The following is a 26,664-nucleotide window of genomic DNA, read 5'->3' as shown; positions in this document are numbered from 1 at the left end:
GGGCCTTCCGCCGCCTGATGCCCGGTCAGGCGGCGGTCGGAGGCGCGATTACGGGTGGGTTGAGGCGGGCGAAGCCTTCCTGGCGCTGGTACGGGAAGTACGGGTAGGGCGCGGTCCTGACGCTCGCCGCGTCGAGCGCCGCCACCTGACCGGGCGTGAGCGCCCAGCCGACGGCGCCGAGGTTCTGGCGGAGCTGGTGCTCGTCGCGGGCGCCGATGATGACGGAGGAGACGGTCGGTCGCCGCAACAGCCAGTTGAGGGCGATCTGCGGAACGCTCTTCCCCGTCTCCCGCGCGATCTCGTCGAGGGCGTCCACCACGCGGTAGAGGTGTTCGTCCTCGACCGGTGGGCCGTAGTCCGCGGTGCGGTGCAGCCGGCTGCCGGCCGGGAGCGGCGTACCGCGGCGGATTCTCCCGGTGAGCCGTCCCCAGCCGAGCGGGCTCCAGACGAGGGCACCGAGGCCCTGGTCGAGCCCGAGGGGCATCAGCTCCCATTCGTAGTCGCGTCCGACGAGTGAGTAGTAGACCTGATGGGCCACGTAGCGCGGGTGGCCGTACCTCTCCGCGCTCGCCAGGGACTTCATCGCCTGCCAGCCGGAGAAGTTGGAGATGCCGAGGTAGCGGACCTTGCCCGCCCGCACGAGGTCGTCGAGCGCGGACAGGACTTCCTCGACCGGCGCCCCGGCGTCGTAGGCGTGCAGCTGGAACAGGTCGATGTGGTCGGTGCCGAGCCGGCGCAGGGCGTCCTCGCACGCCCTGATCAGCCGGGAGCGCGAGGTGCCCGCGTCGCCGGGGCCGTCGCCCATCGGCAGGCCGGTCTTGGTGGACACGATCACCTGGTCCCTGCGGTTCTTGATCGCCTCGCCCAGCACCTCCTCGGAGGCCCCGCCGGAATAGACGTCGGCGGTGTCGAACATGGTGATCCCGGCGTCGAGGCAGATGTCCACGAGACGGCGTGCCTCCCTCGCGTCGGTGGTGCCCCAGGCGCCGAACAGCGGGCCCCGGCCGCCGAAGGTGCCGGCGCCGAAGCTCAGTGCGGGGACCTTGAGGCCGGATGCGCCCAGCCGCCGGTACTCCATGGCTGTACCTCTCTCGTCGCCCGATCAGTCAAACGGGTCTGTGGTTCCGTTAACGTGGAGCCCAACGTAGCAGGAGTGGGCGATTAATGGAACTGGAGTCCCGTTATGGAGTTCGAGGGTGCGGATCCGGGAACCGTGCGCCCTGGCGGGCGCACGGCGCGCGTGCGGGCGTCGGTGCTGCGGGCGGCCGGGGACGCGCTGGCGGAGCACGGCTTCGCCCACCTGGACCTCGCCGACGTCGCGCGCCGCGCCGAGGTGGGCAAGACGACCGTCTACCGCCGCTGGGGGACGGTGACCGGCCTGGTGGCGGATCTGCTGCTGGACATGGCCGAGCAGTCACTGCCCCGTACCGAGACCGGCTCGCTGCTCGGTGACCTCAGGGCCAACGCCCGGCTCGTGCGGCGCACCCTGGCCGATCCGCGGCAGGGTGCGCTGTTCAAGGCGGTGATCGCCGCCGCCACCGGCGAGGCGAAGACGGCCGAGGCCCTGCACCGCTTCTACGACACCCGCGTCGAGGAGTGGGCGCCCTGCGTCCGACAGGCCGTCGACCGCGGCGAGATCCCCGAGGGCACCGACGCCCACGAGGTGATCCGCGCCGTCTCTGCTCCGCTCTACTACCGCCTGCTGACCAGCGGCGCCCCCCTCGACGAAGCCGCCGCCGACCGGGCCGCCGAGGCCGCGGCGGCGGCAGCACGGGCGGGGGTGTTCGTGCGGGGCGGTGACGGTCGTACGTGAGGGCTCGGGCTTCGCAGGACGCAGGCTCGGACATCTTGAGCTGACGCACACGTCAACCGAACTCCGCTCGGGCTTCGACGCATGCGGTGAACGGAGGGATAATGCCGACGTGGATCGGCTGCACTCACGCTCGTTCGAGCCTTCTGCCGCAGATGTGCTGCGCGCCCGGTACGCGGGCCGTCTGCCGGATCGGCTGGACGAGTTGACCGGACCGCTGCACGGCCAGGTCGAGCTCCCGCTGCACATCGCCTGGTCCGGCCTGCGCGTGTACGACCTCGACCGGCCACGTCAGCGGATGAGTCTCTATCGGACGGTTCTGGCCGAGGGCCAACGCCGCGATCTTCTCACCTATGTGAACCGGCACCTGCTTGCCTCTCAGTGGCCCGCGCTGCGAACTCTGATCAGCAGGCACATCCGCGACGTGTGGGAGGACGCTTTCCCCGACCTCGCCCGTGAGGCGTCAGCTGCCGCGTGAACCTCAGCGACCTGCACCACCGTCTCCTGTCCGACGTCCTCGCCATCGGCACGCCCTACCCGCTGGTCATCACCGGCGGGTATGCCGTGCAGGCACACGGACTGGTCGACCGGCTCAGCCAGGACCTGGACGTCGCGACGGAGAATCCCGCCCCCCCATGACGGACATCGCCGATCATCTGTGCCGGGCACTGACCGAACAGGGCTGGCGCGTGACGATGATCGACGTCGACCCGCTGTCGGCACGTCTGCTGGCGGCCGACCCTGATACCGGAGAAGACTGCGAGGTGGACATCCTCACGGAGAACCTTTGGGCAGCGCCTCTCACCACCGAGTACGGCCCGGTTCTCGCCCTCGATGACGTGATCGGCACCAAGGTCCGGGCGCTCGCCGACCGTGGCGCGGTCCGCGACCTGATCGACGTCCACGCCGCATCCGCCCACCACACGGTCACCGATCTCGAGCGGTTGGGCGAACGACACGGCCGTGATGAGTTCCGCCGGCAGGATCTGCGTGACCGATTGGCCGGAGCCGAGTGGTTCGACGACGAGGAGTTCGCCTCCTATGGTCTTGACGAGGACCGGATCATGGAGATCAGGGCGTGGGCTCAGCAGTGGACCAGTGATCTCGACCAGCGGCTGGGCGACGACGCGGGACTTCGGGACACCTGACTGCCGGAGCCAGGTTCCTCGCATCGGCAGTCTCCGACCACCTGTCCGTGCCATCGACAGATGGCCCCGGCTCGTCCCAGCCGCAGCCGGCCGGGCCGCGGCCGGTACATCACCGGACGGGGCATGAGCCACCGGATCTGTCACTCGGCGGGCGGGTGGTCCTTGGCGTACTGCCAGTCCCCCACCTTGCTCCACCGGTGATCGTCGGGGTCGGCGAGGCCGAGGCGCTTGAGCCGCCGGTACGCCTCGGCGGTGCGCGGGTCGTCGCGCAGGGCGAGACCGTAGGCCGCCTCCAGGCGGGTGAGCCGGTCGTCCTCGTCGAGCAGCGCGAACAAGGCGTCGGCGACCGCGGGCGAGTGGTCCGGGCAGGGGGCCAGAAGTGCCGCCGCCTCACCCCGCAGACCGGCGTCCGGGCCGCCGGCCAGGGCGAGCAGCGCCTGCACGGCGGGGGTGAGCAGGGCGTCGTCGTGGACGGCCATCCGGGAGGCGAGCAGCCGCACCCGGGCGTCCGGGTCACGGATGAGGGGGAGCAGCCCGTCCCTGGCCGGGGACGTCAGGGAAGCGCCCCAGGGGCAGAAGAGCTCGGGCACCTGCCTGCGTACCCGGGCATCCGGGTGGCCGGCGTAGCGGAGACCGATGTCCTCCGTTCCGGGGTGCTCGTACTCGGCGAAAGCCTCCAGTACCTTCACGAGCATCTCGATGTCCGTCTCCTCCGCCGCCCAGGCGGCCAGGAAGTCACCCTCCTCCTGCGCGTAAGGGGAGTCGTACACGAGGACTCCCCGGGTCCGCAGGTACTCCGCCACGAAGCGGCGGTGTACCGGGTCGGGATGGTGACGGTGGGCCACCACGGCCTGCCAGGTCTCGAAGCTGGGGCGCTTCAGGAGGACCGACAGCACCTCCCACCAGGTGGCGTGCTGCTCGTCCGGCTGGTCGGCGGCCCGGGCGACCAGGTCGTCCACGGGGGTCAGGATGCGGAAGGCCCACTCCAGCGCGGTCAGGATGCCGCCGTGCCCGGTCCGTGCGACCAGGCCGCCGAGTGAGACCTGGTCGATCCGGTGGTACTCGTCGGGGTCGTCCGGCACGCGCACCGTACGTACCGGCTCCGACGCGCCCGTACGGCGCCGCAACTCCTCGGCCGTGCCCGTCTCGTACCACCTCCGGGCCAAGGCGAGCAGCCGCTCGCGGGCTTCCTCGGGCAGCCGCAGCCGGGGCTCGTCACCGAGTACGGCGGTGAGGACGGCCGGGGAACCGCCGTCGACGGCACGCCACAGCGGTGTGGTCCCGTCGGGCAGGACCCGGTCGGGATCGGCCCCGCCCTCGACCAGTACGGCGGCGACAGCGGAATCGAACGCCGCGACGGCCGCGCACAGCACCGGCAGCCCGTGGTCGCCCGGCGCGTCCGGGTCGGCACCCTCGTCCAACGACGCCCGTACCGCTTCGACGTCCCCGGCCTGAACCGCCGCCACGAGTCGCCGGTCGACATCATCCCTGCTCATGAGTGTCGAGCATCCGTGGGAAGCCGGGTCCGGACAAGCCGTTTGTTGCTGTTGCGCGTCAGGCCGCCGACAGCTCGCACCACACGTACTTGCCGGGACTGCCCTGCCGGAACAGCGGCTGCCACCCCCACACGTCGGCGCAGGCCCGCACCAGCGCCAGCCCTCGCCCGTCCTCCGACTCGGTGTCCCCCGCCAACGGGCGCGGCGGCTCCGGGGGCTGGGGGTCCGCGTCCCACGCCCCGATCCGCAACGTCCCCGGCGGCGACCAGCGCACACGCAGGCCGGCGGGGCCCTTGGTGTGCCGTACGGCGTTGGACACCAGCTCCGTGGCGAGGAGTTCGGCGACGTCCACGAGGCGGATCAAGCCGTGCACGGTCACGCGACGGGCCGCACGGCGCCGCCTTCATCGACTCGGACGCCCAACTCGCAGCGTTTCGCGCGCTGTTCCATAAAGTGGAGGCCGTATCGCTCACTCCCGGACGGTCGCGCGATGTCATCGGCAAACTGGCGAAGGAACTGTGAGGCACCCCATGGACACAGTCGGACACTGGCGGAAATCGTCGTACTCCGGATCCGGCGACGGCGACTCCTGCGTGGAGATCGCGCACGGCTCGGTCCGCATGGCCATACGTGACTCCAAGGACCCCCACAGGGCCGCGCTCACCTTCCCCGTCCCTGCTTTCGCGTCGTTCGTCGAAGCGCTGAAGAAGCCGGGGGCCAGGCCGTGAAAGCTGCCGAGGCCACCTGCGAGACCTGGCGGAAGTCGTCCTACTCGGGCCCCGGCGACGGCAACGAGTGCGTGGAGATCGCCACCTCACCCACCCACGCAGCCGTCCGTGACTCCAAGGATCCCGCCCGAGCCACCCTCACCTTCCCGGCCGCCGCCTTCACCCCTTTCCTCGCGGCGCTGAAGGCGCCCGCGGGGAAAACCGTGACGTCCGGGTCGGGCCACGTCGCCGCCAGCGCCTGAAGGTCCGGGAATCGGGAGCCGCCGATCGTCTCCCGGGTCGGCTCACCGTTGAGCCAGCACACCTCCCCGGGTCCGCCGTCGCCGGTGTCGAACAGGCAGCACACTCCGCCGGCCGCGGCGGTGAGGTCGGTGAACAGTTCCCTGACGCTCGCCGACGCCGCGAACAGGCGGCTCATCGCCGAGGTGGCCGCCCAGAACTCGATCGACGCGTAACCGGGGTGCAGGGGCGACGCGAGACGGACGGTCGCGTAGACGTACCCGATCTGGACGCGCCCGTGCTCCTCGACCCCACCGCCGCGCGCCTCCAGATAGGCACGCACCGCGTCGTCGATGCGGAACATGAGCGAGGTGTCCAGCTCGAACGTGCCGCCCGCCGAGCAGTCGACCGGCTCGCTCCTGAACCCGGACGTGAAGGGGACCACCACCCGTTCACCGCCCGGCAGCGTTACCCCCAGCGGCGGCACGTCACGCGTCGGCGGTGCCAGCTCGGCCACACGGATCAGCGCCCCGGCGACGTTCCGGGGTGGCAGCTGGATGTCGTAGCTGTAGATCAACCCCATGGTTCCCCCTCCGTCGGCACCTGACGGCCGACGCGCACCGTCTCATGGCCTGACCTGCGAAGGCCGCCCATTTTCCGAGGCCTCGTGCGGGACGGACGGCCGGACCGAGGGGTGCCACTACGTCATCGGGCCACCTCGTGTCACGACCATGGTGCTATTGTCATTAGCACCATGCTGCTGAGACTGAACGTTGCGGACCACCGCCCCCTGCACGAGCAGGTGGCGGGTGCGATCCGGCGGGCCATCGCCGAAGGCGAATGCGCGCCGGGCGACCGTTTGCCCCCGGCCCGGGACCTCTCCCAGGCGCTGGGGGTGAACGTCAACACGGTGTTGCGCGGCCTGCGGGCCCTGCGTGATGAGGGGGTGCTGGAGTTCCGGCGGGGGCGGGGCGTGACCGTGGCCCGGGGCGCGGACGAGCGCTCGGCCCTGCTGGACCGCCTCCGTGACGTCGTGGCGGACGCGGCGCGCCTCGGATACGGCAAGGACGACGTCATCGACATGATCAGGGGGATCCCATGACCGACCGAGCAGGACGCGGAAGTGCCGCGGTGTGGAGCGCCGGAGGATGGGTCGCCGGGGTCCTGGCGGTGCTGGTGGCTCTGCCGCTGGCCGCCAGGGACCGGTTGCCGGACCGGCTGGCGACGCACTGGAGCGCGTCGGGGGAACCGGACTCCTCCATGCCGCTGTGGGCCGCGGCGTTCTTCCCCGCGCTGATCTGGGCGGTGACGGCAGTGGGCGTGGTACTGGTCCAGTGGCGGGCCCGCGGCAGCGCCGGCGGGGCGGCGCCGGGATGGCTCGGCGCGACCCTGGGCTTCGGCGGGGTGACGCTCCTCGGCGCCCAGGCGTCCATCGTGCGGGCGAACCTGGACAACGCCGACTGGCGCGAGGCCGGTTCGGTGACGGGCTGGGTGGTCGCGACCCTGGCGGCGGCGGTCGCCGTGGGCGCCACGGCCCTGTGGGCCGGTCACCGGTCCCGGGTGACGGTGCCGCCGCCGGCCGGGCCGACGATGGAGATACCGGAGGGACAGCGGTTCGTCTGGCTGTCCCGCGCCTCCAACCCCTGGCTGCACGGCATGGCGGCGGTGACCGGCATCGTGTCGGTGGCGGTGTCGGTCACGGCGGTGGGCGGCCTGACGGGGACGGAGGCCGCGCTGCTGGCCGGACCCCTCGCCCTCGCCACCGTGGTGGTGCTCGCCTGCGCGTCGGTACAGGCACGGGTGAGCGAGAAGGGACTCGACGTCACCTTCGGCCCGCTGGGCTGGCCGGCCCGGCGATGGGCGGCCGACGGCATCGCCTCCGCCCGCGTCGAGACGCGCACGGCCGCCCAGGTCGGCGGCTGGGGGTACCGGCTGAGCGGGCTGGGCACCACCGTGATGCTGCGCAGCGGCGAATGCCTCGTGATCCGCACCGCCCAGGGCAAGGACTTCGCCGTGAGCGTCGACGACGCCGAACGAGGAGCCGCCCTGCTGAACTCCCTCATCGGGCAGCGCTCGACGTGAGGAGCCGGTCCCGACCCGGCACCCCCTGTCACACCCCACCGGTACCGTCGGATCATGCCCAACCCGTCACCCACGGCCCCCGGCGAGCCGCGCAAGCTCGCCACGCTCGAAGGCGTGCTGGAGCGCATCACCTACGCCAACGAGGAGAACGGCTACACCGTCGCCCGGGTCGACACCGGCCGAGGCGCCGGCGACCTGCTCACCGTCGTCGGCGCGCTCCTCGGCGCGCAGGTGGGGGAGTCGCTGCGGATGGAGGGCCGCTGGGGGTCGCACCCGCAGTACGGCAAGCAGTTCCACGTGGAGAACTACACGACCGTGCTGCCCGCCACCGTCCAGGGCATCCGGCGCTACCTGGGCTCCGGCCTGGTCAAGGGAATCGGGCCGGTCTTCGCCGACCGGATCACCCAGCACTTCGGCGTCGACACCCTCACGATCATCGAGGAGGAGCCGAAGCGGCTCATCGAGGTGCCGGGACTGGGGCCGAAGCGCACCAAGAAGATCGCCGATGCCTGGGAGGAACAGAAGGCGATCAAGGAGGTGATGCTGTTCCTCCAGACCGTCGAGGTGTCCACCTCCATCGCCGTGCGCATCTACAAGAAGTACGGCGACGCCTCGATCTCCGTCGTGAAGAACCAGCCGTACCGCCTCGCCTCCGACGTCTGGGGCATCGGCTTCCTCACCGCCGACCGGATCGCCCGGTCCGTCGGCATCCCGCACGACAGCCCCGACCGGGTGAAGGCCGGCCTCCAGTACGCGCTGTCGCAGGCCACCGACCAGGGGCACTGCTACCTCCCCGAGGAGAAGCTGATCGCCGACGCGGTGAAGCTGCTCCAGGTGGACACCGGCCTCGTCATCGAGTGCCTCGCCGAGCTCGCCGCCGAGCCCGCGGAGGGGGAGGACCCCGGCGTCGTGCGGGAGAAGGTGCCCGGCCCGGAGGGCGGCGACCCCGTCACCGCCGTCTACCTGGTCCCCTTCCACCGCGCCGAGGTCGCCCTCGCCGCCCAGGTGCGGCGGCTGCTGCGGACCGACGAGGACCGGATGCCGGCGTTCCGGGACGTGGACTGGGACAAGGCGCTCGGCTGGCTGAAGGGCCGTACCGGCACCGACCTCGCCCCCGAGCAGGAGGCGGCCGTCAAGCTGGCGCTGACGGAGAAGGTCGCCGTGCTGACCGGCGGGCCGGGCTGCGGCAAGTCGTTCACCGTGCGCTCCGTCGTGGAGCTGGCCCGCGCCAGGAAGGCCAAGGTCGTCCTCGCCGCCCCGACCGGCCGGGCCGCCAAGCGGCTCGCCGAGCTGACCGGCGCGGAGGCGTCCACCGTGCACCGGCTGCTGGAGCTCAGGCCCGGCGGTGACGCCGCCTACGACCGGGACCGGCCGCTGGACGCCGACCTGGTGGTGGTCGACGAGGCGTCCATGCTCGACCTGCTGCTCGCCAACAAGCTGGTCAAGGCGGTGGCGCCGGGCGCGCACCTGCTCTTCGTCGGGGACGTCGACCAGCTCCCCAGCGTCGGTGCGGGCGAGGTGCTGCGGGACCTGCTCGCCGACGGCGGCCCCGTCCCCGCCGTCCGGCTCACCCGCGTCTTCCGCCAGGCCCAGCAGTCCGGCGTCGTGACCAACGCACACCGGATCAACGCCGGACAGCACCCGGTCACGGACGGCATGCGGGACTTCTTCCTCTTCGTCGAGGACGACACCGAGGAGGCCGGCCGGCTCACCGTGGACGTCGCCGCCCGCCGCATCCCGGCGAAGTTCGGCCTCGACCCGCGCCGTGACGTCCAGGTCCTCGCACCCATGCACCGGGGACCGGCCGGCGCCGGCACGCTCAACGGACTGCTCCAGCAGGCCGTCACCCCCGGCCGCCCCGACCTGCCCGAGAAGCGGTTCGGCGGCCGGGTCTTCCGCGTCGGCGACAAGGTGACCCAGATCCGCAACAATTACGAGAAGGGGGAGAACGGAGTCTTCAACGGCACCGTGGGCGTGGTCACCTCGCTCGACCCGGTCGACCAGCGCCTGACGGTGCTGACCGACGAGGACGAGGAGGTCCCGTACGACTTCGACGAGCTGGACGAACTGGCCCACGCCTACGCCGTGACCATCCACCGCTCCCAGGGCAGCGAGTACCCGGCCGTCGTCATCCCGGTGACCACCGGCGCCTGGATGATGCTCCAGCGCAACCTGCTCTACACGGCGGTCACCCGGGCCAAGCGGCTGGTCGTCCTGGTCGGCTCCCGCAAGGCGATCGGACAGGCGGTGCGCACGGTCTCGGCGGGCCGCCGGTGCACGGCCCTCGACCACCGCCTCGCCAGCGCCAGGGACCCCTCACCATGGGACGAATCACCCCGGTGAGCGGCCCTTCACCAAAAAATGATCGATCAAATGAGTCGTGAAGGTCACAGAGCCCTTCCGGATGAGGAACGCAAGGGGCAGGATGGGCAAGTTGACGGCACTCAGTGCCGCCGATAGGCCCGATGGTCGACCCCGAGTGCACTCTCCTGAGCCGAGTGGGGGATGGTAGAGACAGTCAGGGCACCTCGAAGATGAGGCACAACGTCGGTGAGGGAAGACGTGAGCGACAACTCTGTAGTACTGCGGTACGACGGCAGCGAGTACACCTACCCGGTGATCGACAGCACTGTCGGTGACAAGGGCTTCGACATCGGAAAGCTCCGCGCCCAGACCGGTCTGGTGACGCTGGACAGCGGCTACGGCAACACCGCGGCCTACAAATCCGGAGTCACCTATCTCGACGGCGAGGCCGGCATCCTCCGGTACCGCGGCTACCCGATCGAGCAGCTGGCGGAGCGCTCCACCTTCCTGGAGGTCGCCTACCTGCTGATCAACGGCGAGCTGCCGACGGTCGACCAGCTCACCTCGTTCAAGAACGACATCACGCAGCACACCCTGCTGCACGAGGACGTCAAGAACTTCTACAAGGGCTTCCCGCGCGACGCGCACCCGATGGCCATGCTGTCGTCGGTCGTCTCGGCGCTGTCCACCTTCTACCAGGACAGCCACAACCCCTTCGACGAGCAGCAGCGCAACCTCTCCACCATCCGCCTGCTGGCCAAGCTCCCGACGATCGCCGCGTACGCGTACAAGAAGTCGGTCGGCCACCCGTTCGTCTACCCGCGCAACGACCTCGGCTACGTCGAGAACTTCCTGCGCATGACGTTCTCGGTGCCCGCGCAGGACTACGAGCTCGACCCGGTCGTCGTGGCCGCCCTCGACAAGCTGCTCATCCTGCACGCGGACCACGAGCAGAACTGCTCGACCTCCACCGTGCGCCTGGTCGGCTCCTCGCAGGCGAACATGTTCGCCTCGATCTCCGCCGGCATCTCCGCCCTCTGGGGCCCGCTGCACGGCGGCGCCAACCAGTCGGTGCTGGAGATGCTGGAAGGCATCCGCGACGCCGGCGGCGACGTCGACTCCTTCATCCGCAAGGTGAAGAACAAGGAGGACGGCGTCCGCCTGATGGGCTTCGGCCACCGGGTCTACAAGAACTTCGACCCGCGTGCCAAGATCATCAAGGCCGCCGCGCACGACGTGCTGTCCGCCCTCGGCAAGTCCGACGAGCTGCTGGACATCGCCCTGAAGCTGGAGGAGCACGCGCTCTCCGACGACTACTTCGTCTCGCGCAGCCTCTACCCGAACGTCGACTTCTACACCGGTCTGATCTACCGGGCCATGGGCTTCCCGACCGAGATGTTCACGGTCCTGTTCGCCCTCGGCCGCCTGCCCGGCTGGATCGCCCAGTGGCACGAGATGATCAAGGAGCCGGGTTCCCGCATCGGCCGCCCGCGCCAGATCTACACGGGCGTCGTCGAGCGCGACTTCGTCCCCGTCGAGGAGCGCTGAGCCGCACCGCTCCGGAGCACTTCGCCGGGCCCCGCACACGCCGTTCGTGTGCGGGGCCCGGCGCCGTCCCGCCTCCCCGTGGCACCGGGCCCCGGCCTCCGGCGCCACCACGCCCCGGCCGTCGGCGTACCGTGCTCCGGCGTCCCGGCGCGTCGAGGCCGACCGGCCTCGTGGTCCGTCCCGCCGGACGGAGACCCGCCCGCCCTCACGAGCCCGCCCCGGCGGGCATCACGACTCGTCCCGCCGGCACCCGGCGACCCGCCCACCCGGGCACGGCGACCCGCCCACCCGCGCACGGCGACCCGCCCACCCGCGCACGGCGACCCGCGCCCCCTCCGCCCGCCGCAGCGACCCCGCCGGAAAAAGTCCGGGAAGACGTCCGGCGTGATGTCGAGAACCCGTGCCGGGCTCCGTCCCCGGGGTGAACGCGACCACAATGGGCCGCACCCGCACCCCAGGAGAGACACCATGGCGAAGTACCTGTTGCTGAAGCACTACCGGGGCGCTCCGGCCGCGGTCAACGACGTGCCGATGGACCAGTGGACGCCCGAGGAGATCTCGGCGCACGTGCAGTACATGAACGACTTCGCGACCCGGCTGGAGCAGACCGGTGAGTTCGTCGACGGCCAGGCGCTCGCCCCCGAGGGGGCGTGGGTCCGCTACGACGGGGAAGGGCGTCCGCCGGTCACCGACGGACCGTTCGCCGAGACCAAGGACCTCATCGCCGGCTGGATGGTGATCGACGTCGACGGCTACGAGCGTGCCGTCGAACTGGCCGGCGAACTCTCGGCCGCCCCCGGAGCCGGCGGGAAGCCGATCCACGAGTGGCTCGAGGTGCGCCCCTTCCTCGCCGCGCCCCCCACCATCACGGAATGACCCCACCCATGGACGAGGTCCTGCTGCGCAGCCTCACCCCGGGCGTCCTCGCCGTCCTCGTCCGCCGCGGAGCCGACTTCGCGGCGGCCGAGGACGCGGTGCAGGAAGCGCTGGTCGAGGCGGTCCGCGGGTGGCCGGCCGGCATGCCCCGGGACCCCAGGGGCTGGCTGATCACCGTGGCGTGGCGCAAGTTCCTCGACGGGGCCCGGGCGGAGGCCGCACGCCGCCGGCGTGAGGACCTCGTCGAGGAGCAGCCGCAGGCGGGGCCCGCGCCCTCCGTGGACGACACACTCCAGCTGTACTTCCTGTGCGCCCACCCGTCCCTGACCCCGTCGTCCGCGGTGGCGCTCACCCTGCGGGCCGTCGGCGGGCTCACCACCCGCCAGATCGCCCGGGCCTACCTGGTGCCCGAGGCGACCATGGCGCAGAGGATCAGCCGGGCCAAGCGCACGGTGGCCGGGGTGCGCCTCGACCGTCCCGGGGACGTCGCCACCGTGCTGCGCGTCCTCTACCTGGTCTTCAACGAGGGCTACTCCGGGGACGTGGACCTCGCCGCCGAGGCCATCCGGCTCACCCGGCAGCTCGCCGCCTCCATCGATCACCCGGAGGTGGCGGGGCTGCTCGCCCTCATGCTGCTCCACTACGCCCGGCGGGCCGCCCGGACCGCGCCCGACGGCAGCCTGGTGCCGCTCGCCGAGCAGGACCGCGGCCGGTGGGACACGGGCATGATCGCCGAGGGCGTCGCGATCCTCCAGTCGGCCCTGGCCCGGGACCGGCTGGGCGAGTTCCAGGCGCAGGCCGCCGTCGCCGCCCTGCACGCCGACGCGCCCACCGCCGGGGAGACCGACTGGGTGCAGATCGTCGAGTGGTACGACGAACTCGTGCGCCTGACGGACAATCCCGTCGTCCGGCTCAACCGCGCGGTCGCCGTCGGCGAGGCCGACGGTCCGCGCGCCGGGCTGGCGGCGCTGGCCGGCCTGGACGCCGCACTGCCCCGGTACACGGCGGTGGCGGCCTACCTCCACGAGCGGGACGGCGACCCGGTGACGGCGGCACGGCTGTACGCCGAGGCGGCCCACAAGGCGGCCGACCTCGCCGAGCGCGACCACCTGACCCGGCAGGCGGCCCGGCTCAACGCGGGCCGCGGCCGCTGACTCCTCCCCGCACCGCACACGGGCGGGGACGGAGGACGAACGCGGAAAAGGCGCCCCGGCCGCCGGTCCCCCCACGGGCCGACGAACCAGGGCGCCTTCCCATGTCCCGGTGCGGATTCCCCCCACGGGATCCGGCCGGGCGCCTGTGAGAACAGCGCCTGAATCGCTGTATGAGCACGGACGGACCTGAACCCGCCGCACTCGTCGGTGTGCGGTCTGCCGGGACAGCGCACATTCGGGAGGGCCGCTCAAAGCTCCCCACGGGTACGTGCCCCGGCAACGCAATCTCTGGGAAAGTCCCCCAAGACATCCCCAGATGTCGGTAGGCGCCCCCCAAGACGCTGCCCGACATCGCCAACTTAGACCTTCGAACCCCTTCGATGGTTACGTTCAGATCACTGTGATCTGCGTCTCTTGCATATCTCCCCAAGCTGCGCAAGAGCCCGCAAACCACTCACGGGGCTCAAGCGTAAGGAAGATGCGCGAGCCGTGTGAAGAGCTTATGTGAGGGTCTTACCGGACTCCAGGGGTACACCCCAACTTGAGACCTCAATGAAATGCCCGGAGCCGCAGGCTGTTCGTCACCACGAACACCGAGGAGAAGGCCATGGCGGCACCGGCGATCATCGGGTTCAGCAGTCCCGCCGCGGCGAGCGGCAGTGCGGCCACGTTGTAGCCGAAGGCCCAGACGAGATTGCCCTTGATGGTGGACAGGGTCCGGCGCGACAGCCGTATCGCGTCCGCCGCCACCCGCAGGTCGCCGCGGACCAGCGTCAGGTCGCCCGCCTCGATCGCGGCGTCCGTGCCGGTGCCCATCGCGAGACCCAGATCGGCGACGGCCAGCGCGGCCGCGTCGTTGACGCCGTCGCCGACCATGGCGACCACGTGCCCCTCACCCTGCAACCGCCGGACGGCCTCGGCCTTGTCCTCGGGCAACACCTCGGCGATCACCCGGTCGATGCCCACGGCCTCGGCGACCGCCCCGGCCACGGCCCGGTTGTCCCCGGTCAGCAGCACCGGCGTGAGCCCGAGCGCCCGCAGCTCGCGCACCGCCCGCGCACTGGTCTCCTTGACGGTGTCGGCGACCGCGAGGACGCCCCGCGCCGCCCCGTCCCAGCCGGCCACCACGGCCGTGCGCCCGCGGCGCTCCGCCTCCTCCCTCACCCGGACCAGCTCCGGCGGCAGCTCCCCGAGGAGCTCAGGGAACCGCCCCACGGCCACCTCGTGGCCCTCCACCAGCCCGCGCACGCCCCTGCCGGGGACGTTCTCGAAGCGCCCGACACCCGGCAGCGCACCGGCCCGCCGCTCCGCGCCCGCGGCGATCGCCCGTGCCACGGGATGCTCGGAGGCGTGCTCCAGGGCGCCCGCGAGCCGCAGCAGCAGCCGCTCCTCCACGCCCTCGGCGGCGTGCACCTCCTGGAGGGACATCCGCCCGGTGGTGACGGTGCCGGTCTTGTCGAGGACGACGGTGTCGACGCGGCGGGTGGACTCCAGCACCTCGGGACCCTTGATGAGGATGCCGAGCTGGGCGCCGCGTCCGGTACCGACCATCAGCGCGGTCGGAGTGGCGAGGCCGAGCGCGCAGGGGCAGGCGATGATCAGCACGGCGACGGCCGCGGTGAACGCGGCGGCCGTGTCGCCGGTGGAGCCGAGCCACAGCCCGAAGGTGCCGGCCGCGATCAGCAGCACGACGGGCACGAAGACGCCGGAGATCCGGTCGGCGAGGCGCTGCACCTGGGCCTTGCCGTTCTGCGCCTCCTCCACCAGCTTCGCCATCCGCGCGAGCTGCGTGTCGGCGCCGATCCGGGTGGCCTCGACGACGAGCCGGCCGCCCGCGTTGACCGTGGCGCCGGTGACGGTGTCCCCGGCGGTGACGTCCACCGGGACGGACTCGCCGGTCAGCATGGACGCGTCCACGGCGGAGGAGCCCTCCACGACCGTGCCGTCCGTGGCGATCTTCTCCCCGGGCCGCACGACGAACCGGTCGCCCACGGTGAGGCGCTCCGCCGGAATCCGCACCTCCCGGCCCTCGCGCAGCACGGTCACGTCCTTGGCGCCCAGCTCCATCAGCGCCCGCAGGGCGGCCCCCGCGCGGCGCTTGGAACGGGCCTCCAGATAGCGGCCGAGCAGGATGAACGCGGTGACGCCAGCCGCCACCTCCAGGTAGATCGTGGAGGCGCCCTCCGCGCGGGAGACGGTCAGCTCGAAGGGGTGGCGCATGCCGGGCGTGCCGGCGTCCCCGAGGAACAGCGCCCACAGCGACCAGCCGAACGCGGCGAGCGTGCCCACGGAGACCAGCGTGTCCATGGTGGCCGCGCCGTGCCGGAGGTTGGTCCAGGCGGCCCGGTGGAAGGGGGCGGCACCCCACACCACCACGGGCGCGGCCAGCGTCAGGGAGAGCCACTGCCAGTGGTCGAACTGCAGCGGCGGGACCATCGCCAGCAGCACGACGGGCAGCGCCAGGAGCGCGGAGACGGTCAGGCGCCGGCGCAGGGCGGCGAGCTCGGGGTCGGCCTGCGCCGCCGCGGGCTCGTCGGCCGCCTCCCGCACGGGCGCGGGTTCCTCGGCGGTGTAGCCGGTCCGCACCACCGTGGTGATCAGGTCGGCGACCTCGACGCCCGCCGGGTAGGTGACGCGGGCCTTCTCCGTCGCGTAGTTCACCGTGGCGGTCACGCCGTCCATGCGGTTGAGCTTCTTCTCGACGCGGGCCGCGCAGGAGGCGCAGGTCATCCCGCCGATGAGCAGCTCGACCTCCGAGACGGCCGGCTGCTCGGCGGCCGGCGCCCCGGGGGTGGTGGTGCTGGTCATGTCCGTGCTCCAGGGACGTCCGGGGTCCGGGTCCCGGCGGCGGGCCGGGCCGGGGGCCACGGGGTACGGGTGGCCGGTACGGCCCGGTTCACGCCGCACGGGGTGTCTTCAGGGGTGCGGCGCGGGGCTCAGACCGTGCCGGCCAGCTCGAAGCCGGCCTCGTCGACGGCCGCGCGCACGGCCGCCTCGTCGAGCGGGGCCGCGGAGACCACGGTCACCTCGCCGGAGGAGGCGACGGCCGTCACCGAGCCGACACCGGGGATCGCGGAGATCTCGCCGGAGACGGCACCCTCGCAGTGCCCGCAGCTCATCCCGCTCACCTTGTAGACGGTGGTGACGGAACCCTGGGTGTCGGTCTGGGAGGTCATGTCGTTACTCCTCGTCGGGACGCGGGGGATGGGGTGGACAGCGGGGCCTCGCGGGGCCACTGCACCCAGACTATACCCCTAGGGGGTATAAATCCACGACGGGCCGGCCGGGGCCGCGGGGCCGGCCCCGGACCGCTCCTGACCGTACGCCCCGCCCGGGGTTACCGTTCCGCCGGAAGTCACGACCATCGGAAGGCGGGTCCGGCCATGCGGGCTGTGGTGTTCGAGCGGTACGGGGAGCCGGCCGAGGTGCGGGAGGTCGCGGACCCGCAACCCGCGGAGCACGGGGTCGTGGTCCGCGTCGAGGCCACCGGCCTGTGCCGCAGCGACTGGCACGGCTGGCAGGGCCACGACCCGGACATCGCGCTGCCGCACGTCCCCGGCCACGAACTCGCCGGCGTCGTCGAGGCGGTCGGCGCCCGCGTCACGGGCTGGCGCGCCGGGGACCGGGTCACCGTGCCGTTCGTCTGCGCCTGCGGCTCCTGCCCGGCCTGCGCGGCCGGCGACCAGCAGGTGTGCGAGCGGCAGACCCAGCCCGGCTTCACCCACTGGGGTTCCTTCGCCCACTACGTGGCCCTGGACCACGCGGACGTGAACCTCGTCGCGGTCCCCGACGGCATGTCGTACGCGACCGCCGCCTCGCTCGGCTGCCGCTTCGCCACCGCCTACCGGGCGGTGGTGCGGCAGGGCCGGGTGGCGGCGGGGGAGTGGGTCGCCGTGCACGGCTGCGGCGGGGTGGGCCTGTCGGCGGTGATGATCGCGGCGGCCGCGGGCGCCCGGGTCGTCGCCGTCGACGTCTCGCCGGGCGCGCTGGAACTGGCGCGGCGGTTCGGCGCGGCGGAGTGCGTGGACGCGTCGGCCGCGGCGGACCCCGCCGAAGCGGTCCGCGACCTCACCGGCGGCGGCGCCCACCTCTCCCTGGACGCCCTCGGCGCACCCGCCACCTGCGCCGCCTCCGTGAACGGGCTGCGCCGCCGGGGCCGCCACGTCCAGGTCGGCCTGCTGCCCTCGCCGACGGGCACCACGCCCGTCCCCATGGCCCGCGCCATCGCCCTGGAACTCGAACTCCTCGGCAGCCACGGCATGGCCGCGCACTCCTACCCGCCGATGCTGGAACTGGTCCGCACGGGAGTGCTCCGCCCGGACCTCCTGGTGACCGCCACGATCGGCCTGGACGCCGCCCCCGCGGCCCTCGCCGCCATGGGAACGGCCCCCGGCGCCGGAGTGACGGTCGTCGAACCCTGGAGCTGAGCGGCCGGGAGCAGACCCGTGCCCCGCCACGGGGCGGCGGGGCACGGTCGTCGCGGTCCGCCGGGTCAGCCGTCCCTGCGGCCGCGGTTGCCCGGGCGGCGGGCCACCCAGGCGCGGACGGTGTCGGCGTACCAGTACGGCTTGCCGCCCTCCACGTGGTCGGGCGGCGGCAGCAGTCCGTGCTTGCGGTAGGAACGCACCGTGTCCGGCTGCACCTTGATGTGGGCCGCGATGTCCTTGTAGGACCACAGCCGTCGGTCGGTCATGGATGGCACCTCCCCGCGCGCACCGCGGAGGCGGCCGGGGGCGGCCGTCAGGGGGAGCCGGGTGCACGCTGGTGATCAGGCATGCGTTGTGCCCGGTGAACGAGGCCGGCCGACGACAGGGCAGGGGCTGTGCGCCGGGTGTGACGGAAGGTCCGCCTCCGTGTGACGCCCGTGACGGCGCCGGAGCTTTTGTGACAGGAGTGACGCACGGGCGCACTCCGGCTCACCGGCGGGGCGCATTGACTTCCGTCTCCCCGCGTGGGAGCGGGCGTCGGCCGATTCCCGTGCCGGCCGGCCCCGTCAGCCCGCGGCCCCGGGGAGCCGGCCGGGTGGTGCGCCGTGCCGGGAGGGCGGACGGGCCGGGACGTTTCCAGGAGAGCGGGCATGTTCTCGTCCGAATGTCCGGACAAAACATTGACAGGGCTTCGAGGCCGGGCTAGAAACCCTGGAGGGCCGGAAGACAGCCCGACAAGCCGTGGACCCGGACCGGCCGTGAGGCCGTGCGTACCGACGAGCCGTGCGAAGGGACGACCGCGATGGCGTACGACCCGATCACCCCGGGGCGGAGCGGAGGGGAGCCCGTGACCGGGCCGTCCGCTCCCGCCGCACCGCGCACGCCCGGCGCCCTCCACGTCTCCCCGGGTGCCGCCCCCGGCACCCCACCGATCGCCTCCGGCGCGGGAGGCCGCCTCGCTTTGGCAGGAGCGAGCCGCGAGCGACGACTCCCCGCCCGCCGTGGCCCCGCGCCGGAGGTTCCGCCCCGTTCCCATGTGTCCACTCGCGGACCCGAACGGCCGACACTGTGTCGGGCCCGCCCGGGACCGCGGAACTGCTGGGATGAGGACATGGCCCGGACCGCGGCGCACCCGTCCGCGACCGGCGCGCACGAGCAGGACCCGCTGTACGAGCTGCACCCACGGCACGTCTCCACCCGACGCCGCCATCTGCGAAGGAGTTCTCGGTCATGACGAAGATCGTCAACCACTGGATCGGCGGCAGGACCGTCGAAGGCGCCTCGGGCAACCACGGGCCGGTCACCGACCCGGCGACCGGCGAGGTCACCACCCGGGTCGCGTTCGCCTCCGCCGAGGAGGTCGACGCCGCCGTCGCCGCCGCCAAGGAGGCGTACCTGAGCTGGGGCCAGTCCTCGCTGGCCGCCCGTACCTCGATCCTCTTCAGGTTCCGCGCGCTGCTCGACGCCCACCGCGACGAGATCGCCGGACTGATCACCGCCGAGCACGGCAAGGTCCACTCCGACGCCCTCGGCGAGGTCGCCCGCGGCCTGGAGATCGTCGACCTGGCCTGCGGCATCAGCGTGCAGCTCAAGGGCGAACTGTCCACCCAGGTCGCCAGCCGCGTCGACGTGTCCTCGATCCGCCAGCCGCTCGGCGTGGTCGCGGGCATCACCCCGTTCAACTTCCCGGCCATGGTGCCGATGTGGATGTTCCCCATCGCCATCGCCTGCGGCAACACCTTCGTGCTCAAGCCGTCCGAGAAGGACCCCTCCGCCTCGGTCCGCCTCGCCGAACTGCTGACGGAGGCCGGACTCCCCGACGGCGTGTTCAACGTCGTCCACGGCGACAAGGTGGCCGTCGACCGCCTCCTGGAGCACCCCGACGTCAAGGCCGTCTCCTTCGTCGGCTCCACCCCGATCGCCCGTTACATCCACACCACCGCCTCCGCCAACGGCAAGCGCGTCCAGGCCCTCGGCGGCGCCAAGAACCACATGCTGGTGCTGCCCGACGCCGACCTCGACGCGGCCGCCGACGCGGCCGTCTCCGCCGCCTACGGCTCGGCCGGCGAACGCTGCATGGCGATCTCCGCCGTCGTCGCCGTCGGCGCGATCGGCGACACGCTGGTGGAGAAGATCCGTGAGCGGGCCGAGAAGATCAAGATCGGCCCCGGCAACGACCCCACCTCCGAGATGGGCCCCCTGATCACCGCGGCCCACCGCGACAAGGTCGCCTCCTACGTCACCGGCGCGGCGGCCGAGGGCGCCGACGTGGTCCTCGACGGCACCGGCTACACGGTCGACGGCCACGAGGACGGCCACTGGATCGGCATCTCCCTCCTCGACCGGGTGCCGACCTCCGCCAAGGCCTACCAGGACGAGATCTTCGGCCCCGTCCTGTGCGTCCTGCGCGCCGAGACCTACGAGGAGGCCCTGGACCTCATCAACGCCTCCCCGTTCGGCAACGGCACCGCGATCTTCACCCGGGACGGCGGCGCCGCCCGCCGCTTCCAGCTGGAGGTCGAGGCCGGCATGGTCGGCGTGAACGTCCCGATCCCGGTCCCCGTCGGCTACCACTCCTTCGGCGGCTGGAAGGACTCCCTCTTCGGCGACCACCACATCTACGGCAACGACGGCACGCACTTCTACACCCGCGGCAAGGTCGTCACCACCCGCTGGCCCGACCCGGCCGACGCCCCCTCCGGAGTCGACCTGGGCTTCCCGCGCAACCACTGAGGCACCGGCAGCCGCACCCGCCGCGTACCGCGAACGCGGTACGCGGCACGCGGCCCGTACGCCGCAGGGAGGTCCCCGGGTTCGGTCCACGGTCGACAACTGGCCGACAGGTCGACCCCGTACGGTTGACGCATGGATCTTCGACTGCCCGGAGCGCGGTGGCCGCGGTCACGGCGGCCGCGACGGACCGCCGCCGCCGCGGCCGCCGTCGTCGTGCTCGCCGGTGCCGGCACCTGGACCGCCGCCGCCTCGGACGACGCACCCCCGGTCCGCCGCGCCGACCGGGTCATGGCCACGGAGGACGGGGTGCGCATCGACACCTCGTACTTCACCGCCGGACCCCAGGGGCGCCGCCCGGCCGTCCTGCTCGGACACGGCTTCGGCGGCAGCAAGGAGGACGTGCGGCAGCAGGCCGAGGACCTCGCGCGCGACGGGTACGCGGTCCTCACCTGGTCCGCGCGCAGCTTCGGGAAGTCCACCGGCAGGATCGGACTGAACGACCCCGAGGGCGAGGTCGCCGACGTCTCCCGGCTGATCGACTGGCTCGCCGACCGGCCCGAGGTGCGGCTCGACAAGGACGGCGACCCGCGCGTCGGCATGGCGGGCGGCTCCTACGGCGGCGCCGTCGCCCTGCTCACCGCCGGGTACGACGACCGGGTCGACGCCATCGCCCCGGCGATCACCTACTTCGACCTCGCCGACGCGCTGTTCCCCGGCGGGGTGTTCAAGAAGCTGTGGGCCGGCATCTTCGTCAGCTCCGGCGGCGGGTGCGAGAAGTTCGAGCCGGCGCTGTGCGCGATGTACGAGCGGGTCGCCGAGTCCGGCGTCCCCGACGCCGAGGCACGCGCACTCCTCGCGGCACGCTCGCCGTCCGCCGTCGCCGACCGCATCGACGTGCCCACCCTCCTCCTCCAGGGCCAGTCCGACTCCCTCTTCCCGCTCGGCCAGGCCGACGCCGCCGCTCGGGCGATCCGCGCCAACGGCGCCCCGGTCGGCGTCGACTGGATCGCCGGCGGACACGACGGCGGCGACCCGGAGACCGGCCGGGTCCAGCAGCGCGTACGCGCCTGGTTCGACCGCTACCTGAAGGACGACAAGGGCGCCGACACCGGCCCCGCCTTCCGCGTCACCCGCACCGGGGGCGTCGACTCCACCGACGGCCGGGCCGTGCTCAACGGCGCGAGCGCCGACCGCTACCCGGGGCTCGACAGCGGCGCCAGGGCCGTCCCGCTCACCGGACGCCCCGAGCAGAGCTTCGCCAACCCGGCCGGCGGCGGCCCGCCCGCCGTCTCCGCCCTGCCCGGCCTCGGCGGCTCCGGCGGACTCGCCGAACTCTCCTCGCTCGGCATCGGCGTCTCCCTGGACTTCCCCGGTCAGCACGCCCGCTTCGAGTCCGCCCCGGTCAGCGGCGACCTGCGGATCACCGGCTCACCGACCGTGACCGTGCGCGTCACGTCCACCAGCGACGACGCCGTCCTCTTCGCCAAGGTGTACGACGTCGGCCCGGACGGGCGGCAGCAGGTCCTGCCCTCGCAGCTGGTCGCCCCCGTCCGCGTCGGGGACGCCGGGGCCGGCAAGGACGTGACGCTCACCCTGCCCGCCGTCGACCACGAGGTCGAGGACGGTCACCGGCTGCGCCTGGTCCTCGCCTCCACCGACCTCGGCTACGCCTCCCCCGCCGCCCCGGCGACGTACACGGTCTCCCTCCGGAGCGACCTCACCGTGCCCACCGCGCCCGGTGTGACCACCGCCGCCGCCCCGCTGCCCGCGTGGGTGGTGTGGCTCCCGGCCGCCGGTGCGCTGATCGCCCTCGGCCTGCTGCTGACCGGCCGCCGCCGCACCACCGCCCCGGCCCCCGACCCCGCACTCGCCGACGTGCCCCTGCAGATCACCGGCCTGAGCAAGCGCTACGCCCGCTCCGCGGACCGCTACGCCGTGCGCGACCTGTCGTTCCGCGTCGAGAAGGGGCAGGTGCTCGGACTGCTCGGCCCGAACGGCGCCGGCAAGACGACCACCCTGCGCATGCTCATGGGCCTCATCCGGCCCGACGACGGCGAGATCCGCGTCTTCGGCCATGCCATCCGCCCCGGCGCCCCGGTGCTCTCCCGGGTCGGCGCCTTCGTGGAGGGCGCCGGCTTCCTGCCGCACCTGTCCGGCCGGGAGAACCTGGAGCTGTACTGGCGGGCCACCGGCCGCCCGCCCCAGGACGCCCACCTGGACGAGGCCCTGGAGATCGCCGGCCTCGGGGACGCGCTCGCCCGCGCGGTGCGCACCTACTCCCAGGGCATGCGCCAGCGCCTCGCCATCGCCCAGGCCATGCTCGGCCTCCCGGACCTGCTCATCCTCGACGAGCCGACCAACGGCCTCGACCCGCCGCAGATCCGCGAGATGCGCGAGGTGATGATCCGGTACGCGGCCGCCGGACGCACGGTGATCGTCTCCAGCCACCTGCTGTCGGAGGTCGAGCAGTCCTGCACCCACCTCGTCGTCATGGACCGCGGCCGGCTCGTCCAGGCGGGTCCGGTGCAGGAGATCGTCGGCTCCGGCGACACCCTGCTCGTCGGCACCGTCACGCCCGTGGAGGAGCCGGTCGCCGAGAAGATCGCCGCCCTGCCCGGCGTCGCCTCGGCCGTCCGCACCGACGAGGGGCTGCTGATCCGGCTCGGCGCCGGCGGCACCGCCCCGCGCCTCGTCGCCGAACTGGTGCGGCTGGACGTGCCCGTGGCCTCGGTCGGCCCGCACCGCCGCCTCGAGGACGCCTTCCTCACCCTGATCGGAGGCTCCGCATGAGCACGCTCACCGAGCGGAACGAACCCGCCGGGCCGGCCGGGACGACCGCCCGCCCCGCCGAGGTCGCCGACGGCTACCGCGCGGGCCGCACCCTGCCCCTGCGGGTGGAGCTGGCCCGCCAGCTCAAGCGCCGCCGCACCTACGTCATGGGCGCGGTCCTCGCCCTCCTGCCGTTCGTGCTGGTGGTCGCCTTCGCCATCGGCGGCGAACCGGACCGGCCCGGCGGCCGGGTGAACCTCATGGACACGGCCACCGCCTCCGGTGCCAACTTCGCCGCCGTGAACCTGTTCGTGTCGGCGGGCTTCCTGCTGGTCATCCCCGTCGCCCTGTTCTGCGGGGACACCGTCGCCTCGGAGGCCGGCTGGTCCTCCCTGCGCTATCTGCTGGCCGCGCCCGTGCCCCGGATGCGGCTGCTGTGGTCCAAGCTGGTCGTCGGACTGGGACTGAGCCTCGCCGCGATGGTGCTGCTGCCGGTGGTCGCGCTCGCCGTCGGCACCGCCGCCTACGGCTGGGGCCCGCTGCGGATCCCCACCGGCGGGGCGCTCGACCCGGGCACCGCGGCGCAGCGGCTCGTGATCGTCGTGGCGTACCTGTTCGTGTCGCAACTGGTGACCGCCGCCCTCGCGTTCTGGCTCTCCACCCGCACCGACGCCCCGCTGGGCGCGGTCGGCGGAGCCGTGGGCCTGACCATCGTCGGCAATGTGCTGGACGCCGTCACCGCGCTCGGCGACTGGCGTCACTTCCTGCCCGCGCACTGGCAGTTCGCCTGGGCCGACGCCGTCCAGCCGAGCCCGGAGTGGTCCGGCATGATCCAGGGCGCGGCGGTGTCCGTGACGTACGCGCTCGTGCTGTTCGCGCTGGCGTTCCGCGGGTTCGTGCGCAAGGACGTCGTGTCCTGACGAGGCGGGACGTGGTGTCCCGAGCCCCGGCCCGCGCGCCCGTCGCGCGGGCCAACCGGGTGAACCTGCGCAACCGATTCCGTGCGGCCGGGTTGATGAAGGAGTAGGCCATGCGGCAGCGGAGGGCCAGAACGCGTGGCCGCTCCCGATTCTCCAAGCAGGAAGACAACCACATTGCGACAGACCCTGAGCAGGGGAGTGTTCGCGGCGGCCGCCGCCGCCACGGGCATTCTGTCCCTGTACGGAACCCCCGCCCTCGCCGACTCGTTCGCGGGGGGCGGTGCCGAGGATTCTCCCGGCGTGCTGTCCGGCAACAACGTGCAGGCCCCGGTCCACGTGCCGGTCAACGCGTGCGGCAACACCGTCACGGCGGTCGGCGCGTTCAACGAGGCCTCCGACAACACGTGTGTCAACAGCTCCGAGGGCGGCAAGCACGGCGACGGCGCGCAGGCCGAGGGCGGCACCAAGGGCTCGCCCGGCGTGGCCTCCGGCAACAACGTGCAGGCCCCGGTCCACGTGCCGGTCAACGCCTGCGGCAACAACGTCACGGCGGTCGGCGCGTTCAACAGCGCGCACGACAACACCTGTGTCAACACCTCCGGCGGCGACCACTCCGAGAAGTCCGCGGACCGCTCGGTGGACCCCGCGCACAAGGAGTCCGCGTCCAGCACCTCGCACAGCGAGTCCGGGGGCGCGCACGCCGTGGGCGCCGCCCAGGGCTCGCCCGGCGTGCTCTCCGGCAACGTGATCCAGGCGCCCATCGACCTGTCGCTGAACGCCTGCGGCAACAGCGTCAACCTCGTGGGCCTGTTCAACGACGCGAGCGACAACACCTGCGTCAACGAGACGGGCCAGGAGAAGGAGAAGGAGAAGGACAAGGAGACGCCCGAGCCTCCCACCAAGGTGAAGACGCCTCCGACGCGGGACGAGGAGCCGCCGGCCGGGGAAGTGCCCGGCAACCCGCCGCACCTGGCGGAGACCGGCAGCGACGGCATGCTGGCCGCCTCGGCCGCCGGCGCCGCGCTGCTCACGGGCGGCGCGATGCTGTACCGCCGCAGCCGCGCCGGCGCGCGCCGCTAACCGCACGTCCGGGTGCCGGGTCCGCCCCGGCCCGGCACCCGCACCCTCACGACGAAGCGTCCCCCGGACCTCCCGGTCCGGGGGACGCTTCGTGGTGCCTGCCGTCAGCCGCGCACCGGCGACGGCGCACCGCTGCGGGCGCCGCTGCCCGGGACGGGAACCGTGCCCCGCACCGGCGTCGAACCGAGCCGCCGGCGCACCCCCTGCACCAGCGTCGACGCCGTGTACGTCGCGCCGTGCACGAAACGCATCGCCGGCCCGAAGCCGGACGCGGTCACCAGACCGGCCAGGAACAGTCCCGGGTGCGAGGACTCGAAGCCGTGGCCGACCGCGGGCGACCCGTCGGGCAGCGCCGCCATCGAGCCGCGCAGCTCCGTGGAGAGCAGACCGAGCCGGTCACGGTGCGCCTTGAACCCGGTGGCGGCGATGACGTGCTCGGTCTCCAGGCTGCGCCGGGCACCCCTGTGGTCGGTCAGGTCCAGCCGCAGCCCGCCCGGCACCGCGGCGGCCGCGGTCACCTGGTGGCCCGGCAGCAGGTCCACCGCCCGCTCCACCCGCTCCCGCACCCACCAGGCGCCGGCCGGGCCCAGCGCCGTGGCCGCGATCCGGGAACGGGTCGCCTCCGGAAGCCGCCGGAACAGGCCCGGACGCTCGGAGTAGAACCAGTTCCGCCAGCCGGGGCCCAGCCCGCTGTGCGGCGAGCGGACCGACTGCCACCGGGAACGCTCCAGGGCGGGCGGCACGTCGTTCCACCGCAGCCGCTCCGCCCGGGCCAGCACCCGTACCCGCGTGCCCTGTTCGGCGAGGAGCGCCGCCGTCTCCAGCGCCGCCTGACCGCCGCCGATCACCGTGACGTCCTTGCCCTGGAGGTGGCCCAGGTCGCTGTGGTGGCTGCTGTGCGTCACCAGGGTGGGGTGCAGTCCGCGCAGGGCCGCCGGCACCTCGATGAACGGCATCACCCCGACCGCCAGCGCCACCGTCCGCGCCCGCAGCGCCTCCCCGTCCTCGGTGACGGCCGTGAAGCCGTCGGCGTGGGAGGCCACCCGGGCGATCGTGCGCTCGTCCACCGGCGGCACGGCGTTGCGGGCGAACCACAGGCCGTACGCGGCGAACGCCTCCACCGGGATCGGCTCCGCGTGACGAGCCGTCATGCCCTGCTCGGCGCAGTAGGCGTCCAGCTTCCACCGCCCCGCCGGGTCGGACAGGTTCGACGCCCACGGCTCCGACTTCAGGAACATGCCGCCGGGCATGTGGTCCCGCCAGGACGCCATGGGCCGGCCGAACACGCGCAGGTTCAGTCCGGCGGCCGCCGCGTGGGACGCGATCGACAGACCGTAGGGACCCGCGCCCACCACCAGGAGGTCGTACAT

General features: G+C 73.0%; 23 protein-coding genes and 3 pseudogenes. 19 read left to right on the top strand and 7 right to left on the bottom strand.

The window, feature by feature from the left end; all coding sequences use genetic code 11:
• Positions 1-25: 25 nt before the first annotated feature.
• Positions 26-1,078 carry an aldo/keto reductase gene (locus IE118_RS04650; protein ID WP_189555930.1) on the bottom strand — a complete coding sequence of 351 codons (1,053 nt, stop codon included), beginning with the start codon at positions 1,076-1,078 and terminating at the stop codon, positions 26-28.
• 105 nt (positions 1,079-1,183) lie between these two features.
• On the opposite strand from IE118_RS04650, the gene IE118_RS04645 reads away from it, so the two are divergent.
• From IE118_RS04645 to IE118_RS04635, 3 genes and pseudogenes are all read left to right on the top strand, one after another.
• On the top strand, positions 1,184-1,813 hold the full coding sequence (locus IE118_RS04645; RefSeq protein ID WP_189555929.1) for a TetR/AcrR family transcriptional regulator: 630 nt from the start codon (positions 1,184-1,186) through the stop codon (positions 1,811-1,813).
• A 109-nt stretch (positions 1,814-1,922) separates the two neighbouring features.
• Positions 1,923-2,288, top strand: coding sequence for a hypothetical protein (locus IE118_RS04640; protein WP_189555928.1), 366 nt, complete (start codon positions 1,923-1,925; stop codon positions 2,286-2,288).
• Positions 2,285-2,958 (top strand): annotated as a pseudogene (locus IE118_RS04635) (nucleotidyl transferase AbiEii/AbiGii toxin family protein). The gene IE118_RS04640 and the pseudogene IE118_RS04635 overlap by 4 nt, the downstream one beginning before the upstream one ends.
• A gap of 140 nt (positions 2,959-3,098) precedes the next feature.
• Here the strand turns inward: IE118_RS04635 and IE118_RS04630 are convergent.
• Together IE118_RS04630 and IE118_RS04625 are read right to left on the bottom strand one after the other, a co-directional pair.
• Complete coding sequence (locus IE118_RS04630) at positions 3,099-4,454, bottom strand: hypothetical protein (protein ID WP_189555927.1); 1,356 nt, start codon at positions 4,452-4,454, stop codon at positions 3,099-3,101.
• 58 nt (positions 4,455-4,512) lie between these two features.
• A pseudogene (locus tag IE118_RS04625) lies at positions 4,513-4,830 on the bottom strand (ATP-binding protein); the annotation flags it as partial.
• A 154-nt stretch (positions 4,831-4,984) separates the two neighbouring features.
• Between IE118_RS04625 and IE118_RS04620 the strand changes: the two are divergent.
• The 10 genes from IE118_RS04620 to IE118_RS04580 all read left to right on the top strand — a co-directional run bounded on the left by IE118_RS04620 (position 4,985) and on the right by IE118_RS04580 (position 13,365).
• Complete coding sequence (locus tag IE118_RS04620; RefSeq protein ID WP_189555926.1) at positions 4,985-5,182, top strand: DUF397 domain-containing protein; 198 nt, start codon at positions 4,985-4,987, stop codon at positions 5,180-5,182.
• The gene (locus IE118_RS04615; protein WP_189555925.1) at positions 5,179-5,424 is read left to right on the top strand and encodes a DUF397 domain-containing protein; all 246 of its coding nucleotides are present in this window, start codon (positions 5,179-5,181) and stop codon (positions 5,422-5,424) included. Before IE118_RS04620 ends, IE118_RS04615 begins: the two co-directional genes overlap by 4 nt.
• Positions 5,425-5,508: 84 nt before the next feature.
• Positions 5,509-5,637 carry a hypothetical protein gene (locus IE118_RS34600; RefSeq protein ID WP_308431814.1) on the top strand — a complete coding sequence of 43 codons (129 nt, stop codon included), beginning with the start codon at positions 5,509-5,511 and terminating at the stop codon, positions 5,635-5,637.
• Between the two features lie 126 nt (positions 5,638-5,763).
• Positions 5,764-5,967 (top strand): hypothetical protein, encoded by a 204-nt coding sequence (locus IE118_RS34595; RefSeq protein ID WP_308431813.1) that lies wholly within the window; start codon positions 5,764-5,766, stop codon positions 5,965-5,967.
• A 188-nt stretch (positions 5,968-6,155) separates the two neighbouring features.
• Positions 6,156-6,503, top strand: a complete 348-nt coding sequence (locus IE118_RS04605; protein ID WP_189555924.1) for a GntR family transcriptional regulator — start codon at positions 6,156-6,158, stop codon at positions 6,501-6,503.
• Positions 6,500-7,483 (top strand): DUF1648 domain-containing protein, encoded by a 984-nt coding sequence (locus IE118_RS04600; protein WP_189555923.1) that lies wholly within the window; start codon positions 6,500-6,502, stop codon positions 7,481-7,483. The genes IE118_RS04605 and IE118_RS04600 overlap by 4 nt, the downstream gene beginning before the upstream one ends.
• A 54-nt stretch (positions 7,484-7,537) precedes the next feature.
• Entirely contained in the window at positions 7,538-9,826 is a 2,289-nt protein-coding gene (gene recD2 / locus IE118_RS04595; RefSeq protein WP_189555922.1) for an SF1B family DNA helicase RecD2, read from the top strand.
• A 219-nt stretch (positions 9,827-10,045) separates the two neighbouring features.
• A complete protein-coding gene (locus IE118_RS04590) occupies positions 10,046-11,335 on the top strand; it encodes a citrate synthase (protein WP_189555921.1) in 1,290 nt (429 codons plus the stop codon).
• Positions 11,336-11,803: 468 nt separating this feature from the next.
• The gene (locus IE118_RS04585; RefSeq protein WP_189555920.1) at positions 11,804-12,211 is read left to right on the top strand and encodes a YciI family protein; all 408 of its coding nucleotides are present in this window, start codon (positions 11,804-11,806) and stop codon (positions 12,209-12,211) included.
• An 8-nt stretch (positions 12,212-12,219) separates the two neighbouring features.
• Positions 12,220-13,365, top strand: coding sequence for an RNA polymerase sigma factor (locus tag IE118_RS04580; RefSeq protein WP_189556081.1), 1,146 nt, complete (start codon positions 12,220-12,222; stop codon positions 13,363-13,365).
• 549 nt (positions 13,366-13,914) lie between these two features.
• Here the strand turns inward: IE118_RS04580 and IE118_RS04575 are convergent.
• Both IE118_RS04575 and IE118_RS04570 read right to left on the bottom strand, forming a co-directional pair.
• The gene (locus tag IE118_RS04575) at positions 13,915-16,173 is read right to left on the bottom strand and encodes a heavy metal translocating P-type ATPase (RefSeq protein WP_189555919.1); all 2,259 of its coding nucleotides are present in this window, start codon (positions 16,171-16,173) and stop codon (positions 13,915-13,917) included.
• Positions 16,174-16,301: 128 nt separating this feature from the next.
• Complete coding sequence (locus IE118_RS04570; RefSeq protein WP_189555918.1) at positions 16,302-16,541, bottom strand: heavy-metal-associated domain-containing protein; 240 nt, start codon at positions 16,539-16,541, stop codon at positions 16,302-16,304.
• A gap of 207 nt (positions 16,542-16,748) precedes the next feature.
• Between IE118_RS04570 and IE118_RS04565 the strand changes: the two genes are divergently transcribed.
• The gene (locus IE118_RS04565) at positions 16,749-17,792 is read left to right on the top strand and encodes a zinc-dependent alcohol dehydrogenase family protein (RefSeq protein WP_189555917.1); all 1,044 of its coding nucleotides are present in this window, start codon (positions 16,749-16,751) and stop codon (positions 17,790-17,792) included.
• Positions 17,793-17,857: 65 nt separating this feature from the next.
• Here the strand turns inward: IE118_RS04565 and IE118_RS04560 are convergent, their stop codons facing one another.
• The gene (locus tag IE118_RS04560) at positions 17,858-18,058 is read right to left on the bottom strand and encodes a helix-turn-helix transcriptional regulator (RefSeq protein WP_189555916.1); all 201 of its coding nucleotides are present in this window, start codon (positions 18,056-18,058) and stop codon (positions 17,858-17,860) included.
• 665 nt (positions 18,059-18,723) lie between these two features.
• Here IE118_RS04560 and IE118_RS33935 point away from each other — a divergent pair.
• From IE118_RS33935 to IE118_RS34590, 5 genes and pseudogenes are all read left to right on the top strand, one after another.
• Positions 18,724-18,816, top strand: a pseudogene (locus IE118_RS33935) (5-deoxy-glucuronate isomerase); the annotation flags it as partial.
• A 206-nt stretch (positions 18,817-19,022) separates the two neighbouring features.
• Positions 19,023-20,525 (top strand): CoA-acylating methylmalonate-semialdehyde dehydrogenase, encoded by a 1,503-nt coding sequence (gene mmsA / locus IE118_RS04555; protein ID WP_189555915.1) that lies wholly within the window; start codon positions 19,023-19,025, stop codon positions 20,523-20,525.
• Positions 20,526-20,657: 132 nt separating this feature from the next.
• Positions 20,658-23,315: an alpha/beta fold hydrolase gene (locus IE118_RS04550; RefSeq protein WP_189555914.1), complete on the top strand. Its 2,658-nt coding sequence runs from the start codon at positions 20,658-20,660 to the stop codon at positions 23,313-23,315.
• Positions 23,312-24,214 carry an ABC transporter permease gene (locus IE118_RS04545; RefSeq protein ID WP_189555913.1) on the top strand — a complete coding sequence of 301 codons (903 nt, stop codon included), beginning with the start codon at positions 23,312-23,314 and terminating at the stop codon, positions 24,212-24,214. The genes IE118_RS04550 and IE118_RS04545 overlap by 4 nt, the downstream gene beginning before the upstream one ends.
• Before the next feature lie 174 nt (positions 24,215-24,388).
• Complete coding sequence (locus IE118_RS34590) at positions 24,389-25,294, top strand: chaplin (RefSeq protein ID WP_229846655.1); 906 nt, start codon at positions 24,389-24,391, stop codon at positions 25,292-25,294.
• 104 nt (positions 25,295-25,398) lie between these two features.
• Here IE118_RS34590 and IE118_RS04535 read toward each other — a convergent pair whose 3' ends face one another.
• Entirely contained in the window at positions 25,399-26,664 is a 1,266-nt protein-coding gene (locus IE118_RS04535; protein WP_189556079.1) for an FAD-dependent oxidoreductase, read from the bottom strand.

The sequence above is a fragment of the Streptomyces pilosus genome (genome assembly GCF_014649835.1).
GTDB lineage: Bacteria > Actinomycetota > Actinomycetes > Streptomycetales > Streptomycetaceae > Streptomyces > Streptomyces pilosus.
This window is presented reverse-complemented; position numbering and strand designations above follow the sequence as displayed.